24 protein-coding genes, 1 tRNA gene and 1 pseudogene are annotated in these 20359 nt (G+C 65.8%); 11 read left to right on the forward strand and 15 right to left on the reverse strand.

Annotation, left to right across the window (positions count from 1 at the left end):
* Positions 1-74, reverse strand: a pseudogene (gene rpsL, locus JWM94_RS08685) (30S ribosomal protein S12); the annotation flags it as partial.
* 241 nt (positions 75-315) lie between these two features.
* On the opposite strand from rpsL, the gene JWM94_RS08690 reads away from it, so the two are divergent.
* Both JWM94_RS08690 and JWM94_RS08695 read left to right on the forward strand, forming a co-directional pair.
* Entirely contained in the window at positions 316-939 is a 624-nt protein-coding gene (locus JWM94_RS08690) for a hypothetical protein (protein ID WP_299425076.1), read from the forward strand.
* Between the two features lie 55 nt (positions 940-994).
* The gene (locus JWM94_RS08695; protein ID WP_299425078.1) at positions 995-1477 is read left to right on the forward strand and encodes a polymer-forming cytoskeletal protein; all 483 of its coding nucleotides are present in this window, start codon (positions 995-997) and stop codon (positions 1475-1477) included.
* A 5-nt stretch (positions 1478-1482) separates the two neighbouring features.
* On the opposite strand, the gene JWM94_RS08700 is transcribed toward JWM94_RS08695, so the two are convergent.
* A complete protein-coding gene (locus JWM94_RS08700) occupies positions 1483-1947 on the reverse strand; it encodes an MAPEG family protein (protein ID WP_299425081.1) in 465 nt (154 codons plus the stop codon).
* Between the two features lie 54 nt (positions 1948-2001).
* Between JWM94_RS08700 and JWM94_RS08705 the strand changes: the two genes are divergently transcribed.
* Positions 2002-2454 (forward strand): GFA family protein, encoded by a 453-nt coding sequence (locus JWM94_RS08705; protein WP_299425083.1) that lies wholly within the window; start codon positions 2002-2004, stop codon positions 2452-2454.
* Between the two features lies 1 nt (position 2455).
* Here JWM94_RS08705 and JWM94_RS08710 read toward each other — a convergent pair whose 3' ends face one another.
* The 7 genes from JWM94_RS08710 to JWM94_RS08740 form a co-directional block, all read right to left on the reverse strand.
* Complete coding sequence (locus JWM94_RS08710) at positions 2456-3082, reverse strand: hypothetical protein (RefSeq protein ID WP_299425086.1); 627 nt, start codon at positions 3080-3082, stop codon at positions 2456-2458.
* 4 nt (positions 3083-3086) lie between these two features.
* Entirely contained in the window at positions 3087-4256 is a 1170-nt protein-coding gene (locus tag JWM94_RS08715) for a S41 family peptidase (RefSeq protein ID WP_299425089.1), read from the reverse strand.
* A gap of 21 nt (positions 4257-4277) precedes the next feature.
* Positions 4278-5672 (reverse strand): dihydrolipoyl dehydrogenase, encoded by a 1395-nt coding sequence (lpdA, locus tag JWM94_RS08720; RefSeq protein ID WP_299425092.1) that lies wholly within the window; start codon positions 5670-5672, stop codon positions 4278-4280.
* 118 nt (positions 5673-5790) lie between these two features.
* Entirely contained in the window at positions 5791-6144 is a 354-nt protein-coding gene (locus JWM94_RS08725) for a hypothetical protein (protein WP_299425095.1), read from the reverse strand.
* On the reverse strand, positions 6144-6497 hold the full coding sequence (locus tag JWM94_RS08730; protein ID WP_299425098.1) for a hotdog domain-containing protein: 354 nt from the start codon (positions 6495-6497) through the stop codon (positions 6144-6146). Before JWM94_RS08730 ends, JWM94_RS08725 begins: the two co-directional genes overlap by 1 nt.
* A complete protein-coding gene (locus tag JWM94_RS08735; protein ID WP_299425101.1) occupies positions 6490-6711 on the reverse strand; it encodes a hypothetical protein in 222 nt (73 codons plus the stop codon). The genes JWM94_RS08730 and JWM94_RS08735 overlap by 8 nt, the downstream gene beginning before the upstream one ends.
* Positions 6712-6715: 4 nt before the next feature.
* Positions 6716-7990 (reverse strand): pyruvate dehydrogenase complex dihydrolipoamide acetyltransferase, encoded by a 1275-nt coding sequence (locus JWM94_RS08740; protein WP_299425103.1) that lies wholly within the window; start codon positions 7988-7990, stop codon positions 6716-6718.
* Positions 7991-8235: 245 nt separating this feature from the next.
* Here JWM94_RS08740 and JWM94_RS08745 point away from each other — a divergent pair, with 245 nt between their 5' ends.
* Positions 8236-8691 (forward strand): universal stress protein, encoded by a 456-nt coding sequence (locus JWM94_RS08745; RefSeq protein ID WP_299425106.1) that lies wholly within the window; start codon positions 8236-8238, stop codon positions 8689-8691.
* Positions 8692-8700: 9 nt separating this feature from the next.
* On the forward strand, positions 8701-9996 hold the full coding sequence (locus tag JWM94_RS08750; protein ID WP_299425109.1) for a M28 family metallopeptidase: 1296 nt from the start codon (positions 8701-8703) through the stop codon (positions 9994-9996).
* Positions 9997-10056: 60 nt separating this feature from the next.
* Here JWM94_RS08750 and JWM94_RS08755 read toward each other — a convergent pair whose 3' ends face one another.
* The 4 genes from JWM94_RS08755 to JWM94_RS08770 form a co-directional block, all read right to left on the reverse strand.
* Entirely contained in the window at positions 10057-11082 is a 1026-nt protein-coding gene (locus JWM94_RS08755; RefSeq protein WP_299425112.1) for an RcnB family protein, read from the reverse strand.
* 133 nt (positions 11083-11215) lie between these two features.
* Positions 11216-11701 (reverse strand): GAF domain-containing protein, encoded by a 486-nt coding sequence (locus JWM94_RS08760; RefSeq protein ID WP_299425116.1) that lies wholly within the window; start codon positions 11699-11701, stop codon positions 11216-11218.
* Between the two features lie 109 nt (positions 11702-11810).
* Complete coding sequence (gene arfB, locus JWM94_RS08765; protein WP_299425119.1) at positions 11811-12236, reverse strand: alternative ribosome rescue aminoacyl-tRNA hydrolase ArfB; 426 nt, start codon at positions 12234-12236, stop codon at positions 11811-11813.
* Positions 12237-12251: 15 nt separating this feature from the next.
* The gene (locus JWM94_RS08770; protein WP_299425122.1) at positions 12252-12917 is read right to left on the reverse strand and encodes an RluA family pseudouridine synthase; all 666 of its coding nucleotides are present in this window, start codon (positions 12915-12917) and stop codon (positions 12252-12254) included.
* A gap of 66 nt (positions 12918-12983) precedes the next feature.
* On the opposite strand from JWM94_RS08770, the gene JWM94_RS08775 reads away from it, so the two are divergent.
* The 4 genes from JWM94_RS08775 (at position 12984) to JWM94_RS08790 (ending at position 15401) form a co-directional block, all read left to right on the forward strand.
* Positions 12984-13868, forward strand: coding sequence for a D-alanyl-D-alanine carboxypeptidase family protein (locus JWM94_RS08775; protein WP_299425125.1), 885 nt, complete (start codon positions 12984-12986; stop codon positions 13866-13868).
* 65 nt (positions 13869-13933) lie between these two features.
* Positions 13934-14707 carry a M15 family metallopeptidase gene (locus JWM94_RS08780; protein WP_299425128.1) on the forward strand — a complete coding sequence of 258 codons (774 nt, stop codon included), beginning with the start codon at positions 13934-13936 and terminating at the stop codon, positions 14705-14707.
* Between the two features lie 101 nt (positions 14708-14808).
* A tRNA-Ala gene (locus tag JWM94_RS08785) sits at positions 14809-14884 on the forward strand.
* Positions 14885-15005: 121 nt separating this feature from the next.
* The gene (locus tag JWM94_RS08790) at positions 15006-15401 is read left to right on the forward strand and encodes a hypothetical protein (protein ID WP_299425131.1); all 396 of its coding nucleotides are present in this window, start codon (positions 15006-15008) and stop codon (positions 15399-15401) included.
* Between the two features lie 26 nt (positions 15402-15427).
* Here JWM94_RS08790 and yghU read toward each other — a convergent pair whose 3' ends face one another.
* Positions 15428-16306 (reverse strand): glutathione-dependent disulfide-bond oxidoreductase, encoded by an 879-nt coding sequence (gene yghU, locus JWM94_RS08795; RefSeq protein WP_299425133.1) that lies wholly within the window; start codon positions 16304-16306, stop codon positions 15428-15430.
* Positions 16307-16399: 93 nt separating this feature from the next.
* On the opposite strand from yghU, the gene JWM94_RS08800 reads away from it, so the two are divergent.
* Positions 16400-17632: an FAD-binding oxidoreductase gene (locus JWM94_RS08800; RefSeq protein WP_299425136.1), complete on the forward strand. Its 1233-nt coding sequence runs from the start codon at positions 16400-16402 to the stop codon at positions 17630-17632.
* Here JWM94_RS08800 and dinB read toward each other — a convergent pair.
* A complete protein-coding gene (gene dinB, locus JWM94_RS08805; protein ID WP_299425139.1) occupies positions 17629-18693 on the reverse strand; it encodes a DNA polymerase IV in 1065 nt (354 codons plus the stop codon). The two genes, JWM94_RS08800 and dinB, sit on opposite strands and share 4 nt — an antisense overlap.
* 123 nt (positions 18694-18816) lie before the next feature.
* Between dinB and JWM94_RS08810 the strand changes: the two genes are divergently transcribed.
* On the forward strand, positions 18817-20262 hold the full coding sequence (locus tag JWM94_RS08810; protein WP_299425142.1) for a S41 family peptidase: 1446 nt from the start codon (positions 18817-18819) through the stop codon (positions 20260-20262).
* Positions 20263-20359: the final 97 nt, after the last annotated feature.

Below are 20359 nucleotides of genomic sequence, written 5' to 3' on the forward strand. Positions count from 1 at the left end.
TCCATCGCAGGGACCTTCGACTTGGCCTTCTGCGGGTCGCGGCCCTTGCGGACCAGCTGGTTGATCGTTGGCATGAAGCCCTTCACCTTTGTGTTACCAGAAAATCTGGCGGTTACTTTGCCGGGAGCCTTTGGAAAAAACGAAAAAGGGTCGTTGGGCGCCTCTCGGCACATCCCATGACCCGCGTCTTCCGGCAGCGTTCAGCTCTGCTCCGCACGGCAAAACTGCCTGTGGAGCGGGCGCGCCTATAAACGGGGAGTCGGATATGGTCAACCGGGGGAGCCGCATATCGGCTTTACGCGGCGCTAACCGGCGATGCCCTATTACACCGTGATGCCACTATCGTCTGCCCCCTTCCCGCCAACCGGCTTTGCCGCCGCGCGCGACGCGTTGAGGCGGACGTGGTTGACGCTGGCAATCGTCGCGCTGGTGCCGGCATCGGCGGCGGCGCGCATCGTGCCGAACTTTCTGACGATCGGACCGACCCCGTCGCTATCCGACAACGCGCCCAACCTGTGGAGCATCGTCCAGGCGCTGCCATGGCTCGGCAGCCTGCCGCTGGCGGGGCTGGCAATGGCAATGGCGATCGGTGCGGCGGCGTGGCTCGCGGCGTATTTTTCGGCCTGCCCACCGCGTAACGACGCGCAGTTGCCTGCGGCGTTACTGATCGCGCTCGCCCTCCCCGGCCTGCTCCCGTATATGCAAACGCACGATTTCCTGCTCGCTGTCGCCCTGAGCTGCGCGCTGGCGATCCGGCGGCGTAGCGCCGTGATCGCGGCGCTCGTTTCCATCGGTTATCTACTGGCGGTCGTTGGTGCTGCGCCGTTCGGCGCGATGGCGATAATCGCCGCCACCGTACTGGTCGCGCGCGCGTTCCTCACCTCGCCAGCCAATGACAACGGCTTACCGCTTAATCCTTACATCCCCTATCCGGCCTGAGCCCGGCGCCTGTTAGGGTCGCGCGAATCGGGAATCGCGACGAAGGGGTCATTACATGTTCAACAAGCGCGACGACGCACCGGCGTCATCGACCTTTCAGCCCGCCAGCAACGGCAAGCGCGCCGCGCCGGGCGGCTTTTCGGTGATCGGTCCCGACGTCGTGGTGACCGGCAACGTGCACGCCACCGCCGACCTGCACGTCGAGGGGCGAGTCGAAGGCGATCTCGATTGCGGCAATCTGGTGCTCGGCGGCGAAGCATCGGTTCAGGGCATGGTGCGCGCCGAAAGTGCGCGGATCGCCGGGGCGATCGAGGGATCGGTCGCGATCCGCCAGCTCGTCGTCGAAGCGAGCGCGCGCATCTCCGGTGACGTCGACTACGAATCGATTTCGATCGAGAATGGCGCGCAGATCGACGGCCGATTGCGCCACACGTCCAACCTGAAGGCCGCGCCGGTCAGCGTTGCGCAACCGGCGCTTGGCGCGCCCAAGGAATTCAAGATGTTCGACGCGCCGAGCGAGACCGAAGAAGCCGCCTAGGCCGGTCAAATCGTCACATTCGCCATCGCCGCGTCGTACGCGGTGGCGGCGTTGATCGTGTCGATGAAGAACCCGATCCACATCGCGAACAGCAGCCCGCACGATACGATATAGATCATCGCGCGCAACGGTACGCGCTTGACGACCACGTGAACGACGCTGTGCGCGACGCGCGATGCGACGAACAGCCAGGCGAGCGCGATCTGCACCGGGTGCGCCTGATGCGTGATCATTAGCAACGGTACCAGCGCGAAATACAGGACCGGTATCTCGAACAGGTTGCGCAAATTGTTCGCCGGCATCTCGACCGGCGCGAAGTAGCGCATCGCCGCCTCCCCGCTCGCCAGATTGGCCGCGGTCGGCGGACTGCTCCGGATATGGCGCATGCGCTGGAGGAACAGGACGAACCAGATCGTGACGATCAGCGCTACCAGCGCAAAGGTCGGCCACAGGATCGCGAACGGCTGCATGGAAATTCTCCCCGATTCATGCGCTAAGGCTGCACGATCAGACGGAGGAATGCCATGGCAGAATGGACGTTACCGATGGCGGGCGGCTGCCGCTGCGGCAAGGTGCGGTTCGAAATTACGAAGCCGCCGTTGATCACGATATTGTGCCATTGCACCGGGTGCCAGCGGATGACCGGCAGCGCGTTTTCGACAACGGTCATCGTGCCGGTCGACGGCTTCGCGGTGACGCAGGGCGAAACGGCGATCGGCGGGATGCACGGCGACCAGGGGCGCCATCAGCATTGCGACTGGTGCAAGAGCTGGATGTTCACCGAAGTCCCGCCCGCGATGGGCGTGGTCAACGTCCGCGCGACGATGCTCGACGATCCGTCATGGTTCGTGCCGTTCGCTGAGACCTATACCAGCGAGGCGCTGCCTTGGGCGCTCGCCGGCTCTCCGCACCCGTACGAGAAATTCCCGCCGATGGAGGATTTCCAGACGCTGACGACAGAGTTCGCCGCGCGCTAGGTCACCACGGATCGATCGGAAGGTCGAGCCGCCGCCGCCAGCCGAGCGTGAGCAGCCCGCCCGCCGCCATCATCGCGCCGCCGATGACCAGCACCCGATTGCCCGCGTCGCCCAGCCACAGCGGGACGATCACCGCCAGCCCGATCGTCACGACGACTTGCGGAATGACCGTGGAAAACCCGAACACGCGCATGACGTGCGCGCCGCGCCCTTCGGGTGCGGCGGCGCTCGCGATCGCATAGGGGACGGTCGATATGCTCGCCCATCCCACCCCGATCATCGGAAAGGCGACGGCCAGCCCGGCCGGTCCGGTCACCAGCCCGACCGTCGCGATCCCGGCCCCGCCGATAAGCAGCGCGATGCCGTGCACCAGCCCGTTTCCCCAGCGTGCGACCGCGCCGGGCACGACGAACGACAGGCTCGCGCCGAGCAATGCGTAAAACGCGAAACACGCGCTGATCAGGATCAGGCCGCTCCGGTACGTCATAGTCTCTGGCGCAGCATGCAGTACGAACCGCGTGATCACCGGCACGGCGTAGATCCACAGGCAGAACATGCCGCTCCAGCTGAGGAACTGGATCGCGAACAGCGGCGCGAGGATCTGTCGTGGTGTGTGCTGCGTGGTCATCCGCTCAGGGCATACACGGTTTGAGCACCACCTTCTCGCGCGGCGCGCCCGCGACGGTGTAGATCCGCTCGGCAGGGAATTTCACGCGTAGCCCGGTCTTGGGCAGGTCGAAATCGTACACCCCGCCCTTCAGGCCCGCCATCCGCCCACCGCACACCGGCTTGCCCAGCGCCAGGAAGCCGACCGCTATCCCCTCGCCCATGCTGCCGGTCCAGCGGCCCGCGCGCACGCTGACCGGGCCGGGGTGGTATTTACCGGGCCGTGGCAGGACATATTCGACCCATTGCCGCTTGATGCCCGTCTCGCGCTCTTCCGACGGCAATTGGTGCATTTGGTAGGGCATCGGTTTGGTGATGAACCAACTCATGACTGCGCGGGCTACGCTGCTTGTTCCGCCACTAGGCACGTCGGTCAGGTCGAGCACTACCGGCTGGCTCGGAGGAATTTTGGCCATAATCGCGTCGAACGTCGCAATCGTTGTGTTTTCACCGAGTGAATTGCCGAAGCGGATTATCGTTTTCCCATCATTCGACCGCTTAAGGACAAAATCGGCACGGTCGTGTTGATTATCGTAGAGATTGTCGAGTGTAAGGGTTCGCTCGCCGCCCGGCCCGGCAAACGTCAGCACGCGCGCCCGGTCGCGCCTCCCCGTTGCGATCACGCGCGCGGCGAAGGGCGCGCGCTCGCCGACCGGCTGTAGGCCCAGCCGCGACCAGAACGCCGCGACCGCCGCGTCGATCGGCCGGCCGTCGGCCTTCACCAGCCGCTCACCGACGCGCACGCCCGCTTTCGCCGCGATGCTGCCGTCCTTGACGGCATCGACGACGTACGCATCTCCGCGCTTCACGATCCAGATATCGGCGTAGCTGGGCACGATCCCCCAATCGTCCTTGAACGAGCTGCCCGTCAGTGCATGGTGATCGGCCAGCGCCGCGATCATGTCCTCGGCATAATGGAGCAGCGAATCGCGGTCGCGCACCGCGTCGCGTTCGGCGTCGAGTTGCGGGGATGACGGCACCACCCCGCCGGGCAGGTCGTCGAGATAAGCGTAATTGTCGCGGATCAATCCGGCGAGCGACTTGGCATCCGACGCATAGTCATCCGCGCCAAACTTGTCCGCTGGAGCGGCACCAATCAGCAGGGTGACCGGTACGAGCGCTAGATATCTGAGCACGATGGCCCCCTCCGACCCAAACTAGATATGCAGCGCTCGTCCGTACGCCGCGAGGACGCTTTCGTGCATCGCTTCGCTGATCGTCGGGTGCGGGAAGACCGTCTCCATCAGCTCGGCCTCGGTGGTCTCCAGCGTCTTGCCGACGGCATAACCCTGGATCATCTCGGTCACTTCGGCGCCGACCATGTGCGCGCCGAGCAACTCGCCGGTCTTCGCGTCGAACACCGTCTTCACGAACCCTTCGGCCTCGCCCAGCGCGATCGCCTTGCCATTGCCGATGAACGGGAAGGTGCCGACCTTGAGGTCGTAGCCCGCTTCCTTCGCCTTGGCCTCGGTCAGCCCAATGCTGGCGATCTGCGGGTGGCAATAGGTGCAGCCCGGGATGTTGAGCGGGTCCATCGCGTGCGGATGCTTGCCCGCGATCGCCTCGGCCGCGATGACGCCCTCGTGGCTCGCCTTGTGCGCCAGCCAGGGCGGCGCGGTGATGTCGCCGATCGCGTAGAGTCCCTCGACATTAGTCCTGCAGTCGGGCCCGGTCTTGAGGAACCCGCGGTCCATCGCGACGCCCAGCGCCTCCAGCCCGATATTCTCGGTGTTGGGCACGATCCCGATCGCGACGATGACGTGACTGAACTCGGACGTGGCGGCCTTGCCGTCCTTGTCCTTGATCGTCGCCTTGACCCCCGATGCGCCGACCTCGAGCTTGTCGACCCCGGCCTTGGTCATGATCGTCATGCCCTGTTTCTTGAGCGCCTTTTCGAGGAAGGCGGAGACATCGGCATCCTCGACCGGCACGATCCGGTCGAGCATTTCGACCACGGTCACCTCGGCGCCCATGTCCTTGTAGAAGCTGGCGAATTCGATCCCGATCGCGCCCGAACCGATGACCAGCAGCTTGGTCGGCATCTCAGGCGGCACCATCGCGTGGCGATACGTCCACACGCGCTTGCCGTCGGCGGGCGTACCCGGCAGGTCGCGCGCCCGCGCGCCGGTCGCGACGATGATGTTCTTGGCGGTCAGGACCTCCTTGCCCTTGTCGCCGGTCACCTCGATCTTGCCGCCGCCGAGCAGCTTGCCGCTGCCCATGTGCACCGCGATCTTGTTCTTCTTCATCAGGTGCGTGACGCCCTGGTTGAGCTGCTTCGCCACCCCGCGCGAGCGCTTCACTACGGCGTCGAGGTCGGCCGAGATCTTCTCCGCGACCAGCCCGTAATCCTTCGCGTGTTGCATGTAATGATAAATCTCCGCCGAGCGCAGCAGCGCCTTGGTCGGGATACACCCCCAGTTGAGGCAAATCCCACCGAGCAATTCGCGCTCGACGATCGCGGTCTTCAGCCCCAGCTGCGCCGCGCGGATCGCCGCGACATAGCCGCCGGGCCCGGAACCGAGAACGATGAGGTCGTAGGTGTCAGGCATTGAACTTCCTCGTGATAACTTCACTCAGGACCGCGCCGTAGATCGGTGCCGAGATCAATGAGATATAGGCAAAAGCCAGACCAAGCCGGTCGTCGGGACCCATCGAGTAAAACAAGTACTAGATAACTGCACCGCCAACGGCGCAGACCGACAAACCAATCCCCATGTTTTTGGCGCGCCCTCCGCCCCACCAGCGGATGGCAAAACCAGCGATCAAACCGAAAAGCAGAAAACCGGTAAGGCTTACGATAGCACCTACAATCATGATCATCACCACGCCGATGATCAGCATAGCGGCCATCTCCCAGATGGTCTCTTCCGGCCTAAAATTGAATCCATCGACAAGCCCGAACCATGCCGTGGCAATTACCGTCATGATCGGAAGACAAACCCACCATGTCACCGCCATCGCCTGCGTAACATCGTCGAAACGCGATGTGCCGCTAGCCGCCTTGAGAGATGGAGAAATCACTAGCCGTCAACCCCCACGAACACGAAGCGGCCCTTCGCTGCCCGGCTTGTCTTCTCGCCATGCCTGTCACGGCCCCATGCCTCGGTCTCTACGGTCATCGAGGTCCGACCCTGTTGCGCCACCTCCGCCCAAACTGACAGTTCGTCGCCGACCGCAACCGGCGCGGTGAATTCGAACCCATCCGCCGCGACCACCGGCGCGCGCTTGCCGGTCCGCCGCGACGCCAAACTCCCGCCCGCCAGCGCCATCTGGCCGAACAGCCAGCCGACGAACGCGGTGCCGTACGGGTTGGCATCGGCCGCCATCACCGTCACGCGGATGTCGGGCGCGCGGTCGGGGGGAGCGTCAGCCATCGTCGCCGTGCCGCGCGCGCAATTTGTCGGCGCGCCACGAATCCCAGAACGGCTTGAACCCCAACCCGACGACGAAAGCGATCGATACCCAACCGATCGGCCAGATCGTCCCGGCGCCTTGCGGATAACTCCACGCCGCGCCCCACGCGACGAACCACGTCACCGCCGCGCTGGCGAGCATGTAGCAGAATTCGGCGACGGTGTGCCCCGACATGGCGTTACGCCAGCATCCCCAGCGGGTTTTCGACCAACGCCTTGAACGCCTGCATCAGCTCGGCGCCATCGGCCCCATCGATCGCGCGGTGATCGAAGCTGCCGGTCGCCGACATGATCGTCGCGACGGCCAGCGCATCGTCGATCACGTACGGCCGCTTCTCGCCCGCGCCGATCGCCATGATCATGCCCTGCGGCGGGTTGATCACCGCTTCGAATTGCTTGATCCCGAACATGCCCATGTTCGACAGGCTGGCGGTGCCGCCCTGATATTCATGCGGAGCGAGCTTGTTGTCGCGCGCGCGGGCCGCGAGGTCCTTCATCTCGGTCGAGATCGCCGCGACGCCCTTGGTGTTCGCGCCGACGATGATCGGCGTGATCAGCCCCGACGGGGTCGATACCGCGACCGAAATGTCGGCGCGGCTGAAGCTGATCAGCTGGTCGGGGGTGAACATGACGTTGCACTTGGGCACCTGGATCAGGCTGACCGCCAGCGCCTTGATGATGAGGTCGTTGACCGACAGCTTCACGCCGCGCCCCTCGAGGCTCTTGTTGAGATCGCCGCGCAGCTTGAGCAAAGCGTCGAGCCGGATATCGACCGTCAGGTAGATGTGCGGAACGGTCTGCTTCGATTCGGTCAGGCGGCGCGCGATCGTCTTGCGGACGTTGGAAAGCTTGGCAGCCTCGTGCGGGATGTCGGGCACGGTCGCCGGTTTGGCCGCAGCCGCGGGCGCTTCCGCCGCCGACACGCTCCCGGCTTGCGAGGGCGCCGCGCCGGGCTTCGCGCCTTCGACATCGGCCTTGACGATCCGGCCGTTGGGGCCGGAGCCGCTCAGCGCCGAAATCTCGATGCCCCTCTCGGCGGCGATCCGCCTCGCGAGCGGGCTCGCCTTCACGCGATCGCCCGATGCGGCGGGAGTCGGCGCCGGGGATGGCGAGGGCGCAGGAGCAGCAGCCTTAGGTTCTTCCTTCGGCGCTTCTGCCTTGGGCGCTTCGTTCTTGGGCGCTGGCGCGGCTTTCGCGGTGGAAGCATCCTCGCCCTCGCCCGCCAGGATCGCGATCACCGCGCCGACCTTCACGTTATCGGTGCCCTCGGGAACAACGATCTCGGCGATCACGCCTTCGTCGACCGCCTCGAATTCCATCGTCGCCTTGTCGGTCTCGATCTCGGCCATCAGGTCGCCCGACTTCACCGTATCGCCTGCCTTGACCAGCCACTTGGCCAGCGTGCCTTCCTCCAACGTCGGCGACAACGCGGGCATCTTGATCTCGATGGGCATTCTTCGTCCTCTCAGGCGCCCGTCCCGGGGAGGCGGACCGTCGCCAACGCTTTCGCCCCGCCCACCGTTCGGGTCAAGACCGGGCGCTTGCGCGGGCGGCTGTTCCGCGCCACGTATTGTTTTGAAGAACGGTACCGGCCCGCTCCCCCCACCCGACCGCCCATAGAATATTCGTGGTTGGGCTGTCGGGCGGGGGAGCGGGCGGGTACCGCCGCCGCGTCAGCGGCCAAAAAGGGGCCGCGACCATGCGCATCTACCTGGTGGTGATCGACGATACGCCCGAGGCCGGGGTCGCGCTGCGTTTTGCCGCGCGGCGGGCGGTCAAGACCGGCGGCGGGGTTGAGATCCTCGCGCTGCTGCCGCCGCAGGAATTCATCGCGTTCGGTGGCGTCCAGGCGACGATCGAGGAGGAAGCACGGCTCCATGCCGAAGCATTGGTCGCGGGCGCGGCGGGGACGTTGCTCGAGGAATCGGGATTGAAGCCGTCGATCACCGTGCGCGAAGGCGACGGGCCGAAGATCATCCTCGACATGATCGCAGCCAATCCGGACATCGCCGCTTTGGTGCTCGGTGCGGCGGCGAGCGGCGCCCCCGGTCCGCTGGTCGCGCACTTCGCCGGTGCCGATTCGGGCAAACTGACCGTGCCGATCATGATCGTGCCGGGGAGTCTGGACCGCGAGGCGATCGACCGGTTGAGCTAGGGGAACGACATGAAGCGCTTATTGCAGACGCCTATCGTCCTGCTCCTCGCCGCCGCGCCGGCAAGTGAGGCACCCTCGCCCGCCGCGATGAAGGCGACGGTCACCGCGCTCGTCGGTTTCGGCACGCGGCATTCGCTGTCCGATCCGACCGATCCCAAGCGCGGGATCGGCGCGGCGCGCGCCTGGGCGAAGGCGCGGTTCGAGGCGATCGGCGCGACGTGCGGCGGGTGCATCACTACCGAGACGATCGCGCGCACCTTCACCGGTCCGCGCGCGCCGAACGGCGTCGAGATCGTTGACGTGCTCGGCATCCAGAAGGGCAGCGATCCCAACCGTGTTGTGATCGTCGGCGGGCACATCGATTCGATCGTCGGCGACGTGATGGACTCGAAGGCCGACGCGCCGGGCGCCAATGACGACGCCTCGGGCGTCGCGGTGGTGCTGGAGGCGGCGCGGCTGCTGTCACGCCACAAGTTCAAGGCGACGATCGTCTATGCCGTCTTCTCGGGCGAGGAGCAGGGATTGTGGGGCGGCAAATTGCTCGCCGACACCGCCAAGGAACGCGGCTGGCAAGTCAGCGCGATGCTCAACAACGACATCGTCGGCAATTCGGTCGGCAAGGACGGCGTGATCGCCAACCGCACCGTCCGCGTTTTTTCCGAGGGCATCCGCAATGTCGAGGATCTCAAGGGCGACCTCGCGCGCCGCGCCAATGGCGGCGAGGATGACGGCCCCAGCCGCGCGCTCGCCAAGACGATCGACGGGGTGGCGGCGGGAATCCCCGGCGGGCTCGACGCGTTCATCGTGCGACGGCCCGACCGCTTCGGGCGCGGCGGCGACCATTTGCCGTTCCTCGAACTCGGCTATCCCGCGGTGCGCTTCACCGTCGCCGCCGAGCGCTGGGACGGCCAGCACCAGTACGTCCGCACCGAAAAGGGCGTCGCGTACGGCGACACGATCGACAAGATGGACTTCGTCTATCTGTCGAAAGTCGCCGCGATCAACATCGCGACGATCCGCCGGCTAGCGGGCGCCCCCGCCGCGCCCGAGGGCGTGACGGTCGCCGGCGCGCTGTCGCGCGACACGACGGTGGCGTGGCAAGCGGTGCCCGGCGCGGTCAAATACCGAGTCCACTGGCGCCGCGCCGATACGCAGACCTGGAGCATGAGCCGCAACGTCCCCGGCGCGACCGAGCTCGTTCTCAAGAATGTGCCGATCGACGACAATTTCGTCGGCGTCTCCGCGGTCGCGGCGGACGGGTCGGAGAGCCTCGTGACCTTCGCCGGACCGGCGCCGCGAAAATAGCAAACCGCCCGCCCCCGCTTGCGCGGAGACGGGCGGCTTTCCCCCTTCAAGGGTTAAGGCTCAGCTGCCGAGGATCGGCCGCGGCGCGCAGCTGCAGCGCGGCCGCCACTTGCGGACCGGCTTGCGCCAAACCTTCTTGGCGACATAGCGGCGCTCATAGATATATTCGGTCGTCGTCGTCGTGGTGGTCGTCACCGCGCCCGGCATGGTGACCGTCACGGTCGAACCTGGCGTGACATAATAGGTCTCGCCATACGCAATACGCGGCGGCGGGCCCATCGGCGGCGGACCACCGGCATAACCACCCCCGGAGTATCCCCCGCCGGTCGTGTACGTGTAGGTCTGTGTGCTGCTCGAACCATTATAGCCCGGGCCACCATAACCTGGCGCCGGATAGGGCGCGCCATAGCCCGGTCCAGGACCCTGCGGCGCCGGATAGCCGGCGGGCGGATAGCCGCGGCCGTCGCTGAACCCGGCATCGTCCTCATCATAGGCCGAGCCGCCCTGATAGCGGTCCCAATCGACGTTGCCGATCGAGTCATAGACTTGGCCGTATTGGTCGATCAGCACCGCGTCGTTATAATAACGCGACCAGTAATAGCCCGAGGGCGGCGCGCCCAGGCCGAACATCTGCCAATCGTTGATGATGTAATTGGGCGAGACCCAATAGCTTGGCAGCCGCTTGCCGCGCTTGACGCGGACATACGAGTTCCAGCCGCCCGGCGCCTGGACGCCAGCCCACCAGAAACCGCCGATCCGGCCGCCCCAGCGGCTGCGGCCGTTCCATTGCCCGCGATTGCCGCCGTTCCACTGGCCACCGCCTTGCCATTGACCGCCACCGTTCCAGCCACCCGGATTGGGCCGGGGCATCGGCTGCGGATTGGGGCGCGGCGCGCCCTGCCAGCTGCCGCGATTGGGGCGCGGCATCGGCATCGGTTTGGGCATCGGCATCGGCTGCCCTTGCGGCGGCATCGGCATTGGCATCGGCATCGGAGGCTTGCCGCGCGGCCCGATTCGCTGCGCGTCTGCGGCGGTTCCGCCAAAGGCCATCGTCGCCACAACCGCAGCAATCATAAGGGTTCGCATGGTTAACACTCCCTGTTCCGCACCGCCGACGTTAACCAACGCCGCTCGACCGTTCATGGATCGTGTTACCAAAAGCCGCGGTTTTCCGCCAGTTTCGCGGGCGTTCGAATCGCGTCCCGTTCTGGATCAGGAATCAGGCGTTAACCCTGTCGCTTAACATCCGTGCGATCGCCTCCACGCCGGCGGCGTCTTCGGCATCGAAGCGCGCCGGCGTCGGGCTGTCGAGATCGATCACCGCGATCACTCGGCCGCCTGCGAGGATCGGTACGACGAGTTCGGACCGGCTGGCCGCATCGCATGCGATATGGCCGGGAAACGCGTAGACATCCTCGACCAGTTGAGTCGCGCTGGTCGCAGCGGCGGTGCCGCACACACCCTTGCCGATCGGGATGCGGATGCACGCCGCCTTGCCCATGAACGGCCCGAGCACGAGCTCGTCACCGATGGTGCGGTAGAAGCCCGCCCAATTCAGATCGGGAAGGTATTCCCACAGGATCGCGGCCGTATTGGCCATGTTAGCGACCGCATCGGGCTCGCCCGCGGTGATCGCGTCGATCGCCGAGAGCACATCGCTGTAGAGGTCGGGCTTGGAATCCGAAGCGACTTCAAAGGCGTACATTCTCTTCCTTCCGTCACCCTGAACTCGTTTCAGGGTCCACCGCGCAGCAAGCGATGACATCATTTGCGGCGCGATGGATGCTGAAACAAGTTCAGCATGACGGAAACAGCTACTCGAACCTCACTTTTCCCCGCCCCGCCTTCACCGTGCTGCGCCCCTTCTTTTCGTCGACCCGCCGCGCCTTCGCCGCCTTGCTCGGCCTGGTCGGCCGGCGTTTCTTCGGCACGATCGTCGCCTCGCGGATCAGGTCGAACAGGCGTTCGCGCACCTCCTGCCGGTTGAGCATCTGCGACCGCGCGCCCTCGCTGCGCAGCACCAGCACCCCGTCGTTGGTCATCCGCGACCCCGCGAGCGACGCCAGCCGGTTCTTCACGGCCTCGGGCAGATTGGGCGAGCTGGCCACGTCGAACCGTAGGATCACCGCGCTGTCGGTGGTGTTGACGTGCTGACCGCCGGCGCCGCCCGACCGCGTGAAGCTTTCGTCGAGCTCGTCGCTGTCGATGCCGATCGATCGGGTGACGGGGATCATCGGCATGTCCGATCGGCCCGATTATGCCTGCTGCTCCAGCGCGTCGCCGAACCCGGCTTTCGCGAACCGCTCGGGCAATGGCGCCTTGGCTTCGATCGGCTCCTTGCCCGCGCGCGGGATGGTCAGCTCAGCGGCGTGGAGCAGCATGCCGATCGGGTCGGCCTTGCCGTATACCGGGTCGCCGACCACCGCGACGCCCAATCCTTCGAGCGCATGGACGCGGATCTGGTGCGTGCGCCCGGTTTCGGGCCGGAACTCGACCAACGTCCGCCCGTCTTGCTGACGCAGAGCTTTCCACCCGGTGCGCGCCGACTTGCCCTCTGGCGAGCCGGTCATGCGCCACCCCGTTTCCCGCGTGGAAACCTTGGCGAGCGGAAGGTCGATCATCCCCTCCCCTTCGACCAACCCCTCAAGCACAGCGATGTACCGCTTCTGCACGAGATGCTGTTCGAACGCTTGCTGGAACCTGGCGTGCGCCTTCGGGTTGCGCGACAGCAACAGGCAGCCCGACGTATCCTGATCGAGCCGGTGAACCGCCACCGGCCAGCGCTTGAACCCGAAGGTCAGGCTGTCGAGATGGTTTTCCAGGCTAAGCGCGCCGCTGCGCGGGCGATCGACCGGCAAGCCCGCGGGCTTGTCGATGACGAGCGCCTCGCCGTCGAGAAAAAGAACTCGGTCCAAAAGCATAGGCATCGCCTTGCCAGTACGAAGCCATCGACGCTAGCCTCCAGAAGCTGAGATAGGACCCGAACTATGCGCTGGCTTGTCGGACTGATGGTCTTTTGCTTTCTCACCGTCGGCGCCTTGGCTGCCGGACCCAAGTTTCCCGACGATTATACGCGTCGCGATGCGGCATATGAGAAAGCAATCACCGGGAATGGCGACGAACCTGTGCTCAATCACTTGCCATACAAGAGCGAGCCCGAGCCAGCGGCGCTTAATACCAAACCCGAACTTTGGGGCGTCGATCGACGTAGCAAGCCGCGCCTGTGCCAACTCCTGCCCGAACCTAAAAAGGCCCTCATCGGTCTGCTTGCATACGTGAATGCCCAAAAGCTTGACGACGGGCGAAAGTTGTTTGCCTATTCGTGCTACCGCCGCATAAACGACCAAATCGACCTCTTTTGTTCAGCGGACGGCCATCCAGGATGGTGCCGGAAGCCCGAGGATCGAGCGAAATCGTCAGCACCGTCCAGATACAGCGAGCATGCGACAGGCTACACGCTTGATTTTACGACCTGCAAAACCGTCGGACTCAAGAATACGCCTTCCGACTGCGGCGAATTGACTGAAGATTTCGCCGGCACATCCGCGGGACAAGTGTTGGCAACTGTGGCTGGCCAGTACGGGTTCGAATTGTCGTTCCCTTGCGCGGAATTTGGCATCACTATCGACGGCAAGCAGAAGTGCAAAAAGACGCGCCAAGGCGTCACCTATGAGCCGTGGCATTGGCGCTGGGTTGGAGCGAACGGGTCAGCCAAAACCACAGAAGATTTGCCAGCAGGCGCAGTTGATGCGCGCAAGATTTTCGCGCGGGCGCGCAAGTGCTTTGCCGCAGTGCCGGGGATAGATCCCGTACCGTTAGGCGCGTCCGAGACAGATTTGTCGTTTGAGTGTCCGCCCCCCTACGACCGATAGCGCGCTTGCGCCACGCCGCATCCATATGCCAGTGACTCTGCCGGTTTTCGTGGTGGAGCGTGTCGATGCGGGTTCGGTGGTTGGCGTGGTTGTTGATGATGGCGCCAGCCGCCGCGACCGCGCTCACCCCCGTCACGCTGTGCCCCGGCCAAACTGTCGAGCCGATGCCCGACGGGCGCATGCTCGGCCACCTGCCCTACCCCGAGGCCAACCCCGCCGATCTGGTCACGATCCCCGGCGATTTCGGTGTCGGGCGCCCGTGCGTGATGCACCGCGACGCCGCCGCGGCGATGGCGCAGTTGCTAGCCGCCGCCGACCTGGTGCCCGCGGTCAAGGGCAAGCTGCGCGGCGTGTCGTGCTTTCGCACCGTCGAGCGCCAGCGCCAGATTTTCTGCAGCCAGATCGGCCCCAGGAAACGCTGCGCCAACGCCGCAGAGCGCGCCAAAAGCTCCGGGCCTCCGGGCTATAGCGAGCATGCTACCGGCTACGCGCTCGATTTCGGCATCCGCCCGCTCACGCAGCGCTGCGGCGACGTCAGCGATTGCATCGCGCGAACCCCGCCCGGTCAATGGCTACTTCAGCATGCCGCAGAATTCGGCTTCGAACTGTCGTTTCCGCCAGGCAATGCCCAGGGTGTAACGTGGGAACCATGGCACTGGCGCTGGGTCGGCATCAGCGTGACCGCGCCCGGCGCCGCGACCGCGCGCGCGCTGTTCGCCACCGCGCGCACGCGCTTTCCCGGGTTCCCGCGCATCGACGACCTGGCGATCCCGCCGATCTGGCGCGCCGTCATCGCACCGGCGCCGAACCCCAGTCCGGGACCGATCTGGCCCAAATAACGTGCCACGCGCACGCCGAGAGGCGCGTGTTGCAAAGGCTCAAATTGGTCGTTAGAGGCCACCGCTCCCGAGGGGCCGAAGCGCCTTTTCGGGGGTGGAGCGGGGCTGTAGCTCAGATGGGAGAGCGCTGCAATCGCACTGCAGAGGTCAGGGGTTCGATTCCCCTCAGCTCCACCAAACCTCGCGGTGAGATCGCCATCCGTAAACCAAGCCGCTCGTCCGGCCACATCAACGATATTTATTGTGCGCTGCAACATAATCGCCGATAGTCCGTTGGGCCGGCGATGGAGAAGCACACATGACGTCACCTACCAATCCGTTCGGCCGGCTGACGGCGGTCGCGTTCGATACCTGGCGGCTGTCGCTCCAGGTCACCGAGACGATGGTCGCATCGCAAGCCGTGATCGGGGCGCGCATGAGGATGCTGGGCGCCGGGATGGGCGACTCGCGTAAAATCCCGTTCGCGGAGTTCGGCCGGCTGATCCCGGAGAAGACGAGCGCGTTCGGTAAGGCCAACGCCGGCGCGTCGCGCGCGTTGGCGGGGAAGCATGCGGTGACCGACCTGAAAGCCGCGCTGATCGACGACGGCATGACGATGCTGGACTGGTGGGAACGATCGCTCAGCGTCGCCAGCGCGTGGTGGCTTCCGATCCACGCTCAGGCGACCGCCAACGCCCGGCGCTTGTCGGCCTAACCGACCTCAGGCCGCTGGCGACCGGCTTATTCGGCCGGCGCCAGCTTGTCCTGCGTCTTCGTGTCGAAATCGCTCGCGTCGTGGCGTTCGTGGAGCTGGCTCGCGGGGTCGCCCATCGCGCGGTTGACCATGCGGCCGCGCTTGACCGCGGGGCGCTCGCCGATCCGGTCGGTCCAGCGGATGACGTTCGTGTAATCCTGGACCGACAGGAATTCGCCGGCTTCGTACACCAGCCCCTTCACCAGCGCGCCGTACCACGGCCATGTCGCCATATCGGCGATCGAATAGTCCGCCCCGCCGAGATACTCGCTCTCGCCCAACCGGCGGTCGAGCACGTCCAACTGCCGCTTCACTTCCATCGCATAGCGGTCGATCGCATATTCGATCTTCAACGGGGCATAAGCGTAGAAATGCCCGAACCCGCCACCCAGGAACGGCGCGCTGCCCATCTGCCACATCAGCCACGACAGCACCTCGGCGCGTTTGGCCGGATCGGTCGGCAGGAATGCGCCGAATTTCTCGGCGAGATGAATCAGGATCGCGCCCGATTCGAACACGCGGATCGGCGCGGCGGGGTCGCTATGATCGACCAAGGCAGGGATTTTGGAATTGGGATTGGCGGCAACGAACCCGCTGCCGAACTGGTCGCCGTCGCGGATGTTGATCAGCCAGGCATCGTATTCCGCACCGGCGTGCCCCGCCGCGAGCAACTCCTCGAGCATAACCGTCACCTTCACCCCGTTCGGCGTGCCGAGCGAGTAAAGCTGCAGCGGGTGCTTGCCGACGGGCAATTCCTTGTCGTGCGTCGCGCCGGCGATAGGGCGATTAATGTTGGCAAACTGGCCGCCATTGTCCTTGTTCCACGTCCACACCTTGGGCGGCACATAGTCGGTCGGGTCGGTCATGGATGGCTCCTTCGCTGGATGCGGCGAAGATAGGAGCGCGATGTGCGTTCGATAAGGGCGGAACGATTCGGACGCGTTTCGAATTGGACTTTCATGCCGTCATCGATCTCCGCAGCCATCGGCCTGACCGAGCATCGCGACTTGCGCGGCGGTTGCCCATGCTGGACCGCCGACGATGACACCACGCTCACATCGGATCCGCTGCCCGCCGGTGCGGTCGATGTCGCGATCATCGGTGCGGGCGCGGTCGGCGCGATGCTCGCCGACCGGCTCACCGCCCAAGGCCGTAGTGTCGTCTTGCTCGACCGCCGGCCGCCCGCGCATGGCAGCACCGCCGCCTCGACCGCTTTGGTGATGTGGGCGGCGGATGTGCCGCTGACGCACCTGGCGAAGGAGATTGGCGAGGCTGAGGCAGCGCGGCGCTGGCGACGGGTGTATCGGGCGATGCGCGACCTGGCCGAGCATATCGACACGACCGGCGTGGACTGCTCGCGGATCGACCGGCCCGAACTGTATCTGGCGGGTAACCTGCTCGATGATGCAGCACTGCTTGCCGAGGGCGAAATGCGGGCCAGACACGGCCTGCCGTCGGTCTTTCTTGACGCGTCCACGGTCGCCGACCGCTTTGGCATCGCGCCGCGTGGGGCATTGCTATCGGACGGATGCTACGAGGTCGATCCGGTCCGGCTGACGCTTGGCCTGCTTCACCGCGCGCGGAGTCACGGTGCAGCCATCCATTTCCCGTGCGATGCGGTCGGGATCGAAGGGAATACGCTGATCATCGACAGCGGTGCTCGAGTGCGGGCCGGCGAAATCATCCTCGCCACAGGCTACGAACGCGCCGCGTGGTTCGTGCCGCCCGCCTTCACCGTCGGGTCGAGCTACGCGATCGCCACCGCGCCCGGCACCGCGCCGTTGTGGCGCGAGGGTGCGATGATCTGGGAAGCGTCGACGCCCTATCTCTACACCCGCGCTACCGCCGATGGCCGAGTCATCGCCGGCGGCGAGGACGAGGATTTCGCCGACGCGCGCCGCCGCGACGCGCTGATCGCCGAAAAGAGCGGGACGATCGCCGGCAAGCTGGCGGCGATGATCGCCGTGCCCGACGTCGCGATCGACTGCGCGTGGAGCGCGGCGTTCGGCGGATCGCCCGACGGCCTCCCAGCGATCGGCCGCGCGGCGAACCACGGTCATTTGTGGCTGGCCGGCGCATTCGGCGGCAACGGCGTATCGTTTGCCGCGCTGGCGGCGGACTTGATCGCGGGCGAACTGGCGGGAGAACCCGACGCCGATGCGGCGTGTTTCGACCCGTATCGGTTCGGCTAATCCACCGGCAACGCGAGCTGATCGGCCTCGTCCAGCGGCGCCATCGACGCGAGCGTCACCCCGATCAGCCGAATCCCCGCGCGGAGCGGAAACAGCGTCGCGATCAGCCGCTCGGACACCGCGATCAAATCGGCGTGGCTTGCCACGGCGACACCCAGCGTCTTGCTGCGCGTGACGATGCGGAAGTCGGCGTAGCGCGCCTTGACCACCACGGTCTTGCCGCTGGTCCGCGTGCGCTCGCACCAGTCCCACACTTGGTCGGCCATCCGCCGCACCGCCGCCAGAACCTCATCCGGCGTGACAAGATCCTGCTCGAATGTGGTCTCAGAACCAGAAGATTTTCGCGGGCGGTCGGGCGTAACTTCGCGGTCATCCTCGCCGCGCGCGATCTTGTGATACCAGTCGCCGGCCTTGCCGAAATGCGCGCGGAGGAACGCCGGGTCGCGCGCGCGCAGGTCGGCGCCGGTCGCGATGCCGAGCCGGTTGAGCTTCTCCGCGGTCTTGGGCCCGATGCCGTGGAACCGCCCGACCTCCAGCCCCGCCACGAAGTCCGCGCCCTGCCCCGGCGGAATGACGAACTGACCGTTGGGCTTGTTCCGGTCGGACGCCAGCTTGGCGAGGAACTTGTTGTACGAAATCCCGGCCGACGCGGTCAGCCGAGTCACATCGAGAATCCGCTCGCGGATTTCGCTAGCGGTCGCGGTAGCCGAGGGCAGCCCCTTCAGGTTGTTGGTCACGTCGAGATACGCCTCGTCGAGCGACAGCGGTTCGACCAGCGGGGTGTAATCGTGGAAAATCTCGCGGATCTGGCGCGAAACGAAGCGGTAGACGTCGAAACGATGCGGCACGAACACCAGGTCGGGACAGCGCCGCAGCGCCACCACCGACGGCATCGCCGATCGCACGCCGAACACGCGCGCCTCGTAGCTCGCCGCCGCCACAACCCCGCGTCCGGTCGCCGAGCCGACCGCCACGGGCCGCCCGCGCAGCGCCGGATCGTCGCGTTGCTCGACCGAGGCGAAGAACGCATCCATATCGACGTGGATGATCTTGCGGGTCACGCGGCTGGCATGCCGCGGCGGCCGCGGCTTGGCAACGGCTGCTACGGATCAGTGACTTCGCTCGTGGATTGGTGCATGGAGCGGTCGCTGGGCCGAGCGGGCCGGCGCGTAGAAGGGCTTGATATGTACGGTAAAAAACTGGGGCAGGCACTGAGCACGGTCGCTGCGCTGGCGATGCTGAGCGCCTGCGGCGAAGGCGGCGGGAGCACGACGGCGTCGGGCACCGGTGGCGGCACCGGTACCGGCGGCGGTACGACCACCGCGGGATGCACCCTGCGCGAGCGCCAGGACTGGGCCTTCGCGCAGCTCAAGGAATGGTATCTGTTCCCCGACACGCTCCCGGCCAGCCTCGACCCAAGTCCCTACACCACCGTCGGCGACTATATCGACGCGCTGACAGCGACCGCGCGGGCACAGCACAAGGACCGCTATTTCACGTACCTGACCTCGATCGCGGGCGAGGACGCGTTCTACGCCTCCGGATCGAGCGCCGGGTTCGGCGTACGGCTGTCGTACGACACGGCCGGCAAGCGGCTGTTCGTCGCCGAAAGCTTCGAGGGCGCGCCCGCGCTCGCCGCCGGAATCGACCGCGGCACCGAAATCGTCGCGATCGGTACGACGACGGCAAACCTCCAGACCGTCGCCTCGATCTTCACCGCGTCCGGCGCGCAAGGCGTCAGCGACGCGCTCGGGCCATCGACAGCGGGCACCAGCCGCGTGCTCAAGGTCGTCACCGGCGGCGTGACCAGCACCGTCACCGTGACCAAGACCGATTACTCGCTGACCCCGGTGTCGAGCCGTTACGGCGCCAAGATCATCACCGAAGGCGGGCAGAAATACGGGTACGTCAACCTGCGCACGTTCATCACCACCGCCGACCCGGCGCTGCGCGATGCTTTCGCCCAGTTCAAGGCGGCCGGCGTCACCAATGTCATCGTCGATCTGCGTTACAATGGCGGCGGGCTGGTCTCGATCGCCGATCTGTTCGGCGACCTGATGGGGGCCAACCGCAACGCCAGCGATGCGTTCGAATATCTCACCTTCCGCCCCGAAAAGACGGCGAACAATTCGAGCCACAATTTCACCGTCCAGCCGCAATCGATCGCGCCGATCAAGATCGCGTTCATCGGCACCGGCGGAACCGCATCGGCCAGCGAGATCCTGATCAACGGCTTCGTTCCCTATCTCCACGCCAATGCCGCGCTGATCGGCACCAACACCTATGGCAAGCCGGTCGGCCAGATCGCGCTCGACAAGACGGCGTGCGACGACCGGCTGCGCGTGATCGCGTTCGCGGTGCAGAACGCCGCGCGGCAGGGCGCCTATTATGACGGCCTCGCCAATTTCGTCGAGGCGAGCTGCCAGGCGGGCGACGACATCGCCTATCCGCTGGGCGATCCGCGCGAAGCCTCGACTCGCTCGGCGCTCGATTTCCTCGAGGGCAAGGCCTGCACGAAGATCACCGCCAATGCCGGGCTCGGCAAGCAGGCGGTCGTGGAGCAGCCGCGCGAATTGCTCGTGCCGCTGGGTGCGAGCACCGCGCAACGCGAGACGCCGGGGTTGTTCTAGAGGAGCCGATACGCCTCAATCGTCACCCCGGCCTTGTGCCGGGGTCCGCATTACGGCGAACGCATCGATAGAACCTCGATCGCTATGCCTCTGGCTT

The sequence above is a fragment of the Sphingomonas bacterium genome (genome assembly GCF_028289855.1).
Taxonomy (GTDB): domain Bacteria; phylum Pseudomonadota; class Alphaproteobacteria; order Sphingomonadales; family Sphingomonadaceae; genus Sphingomonas.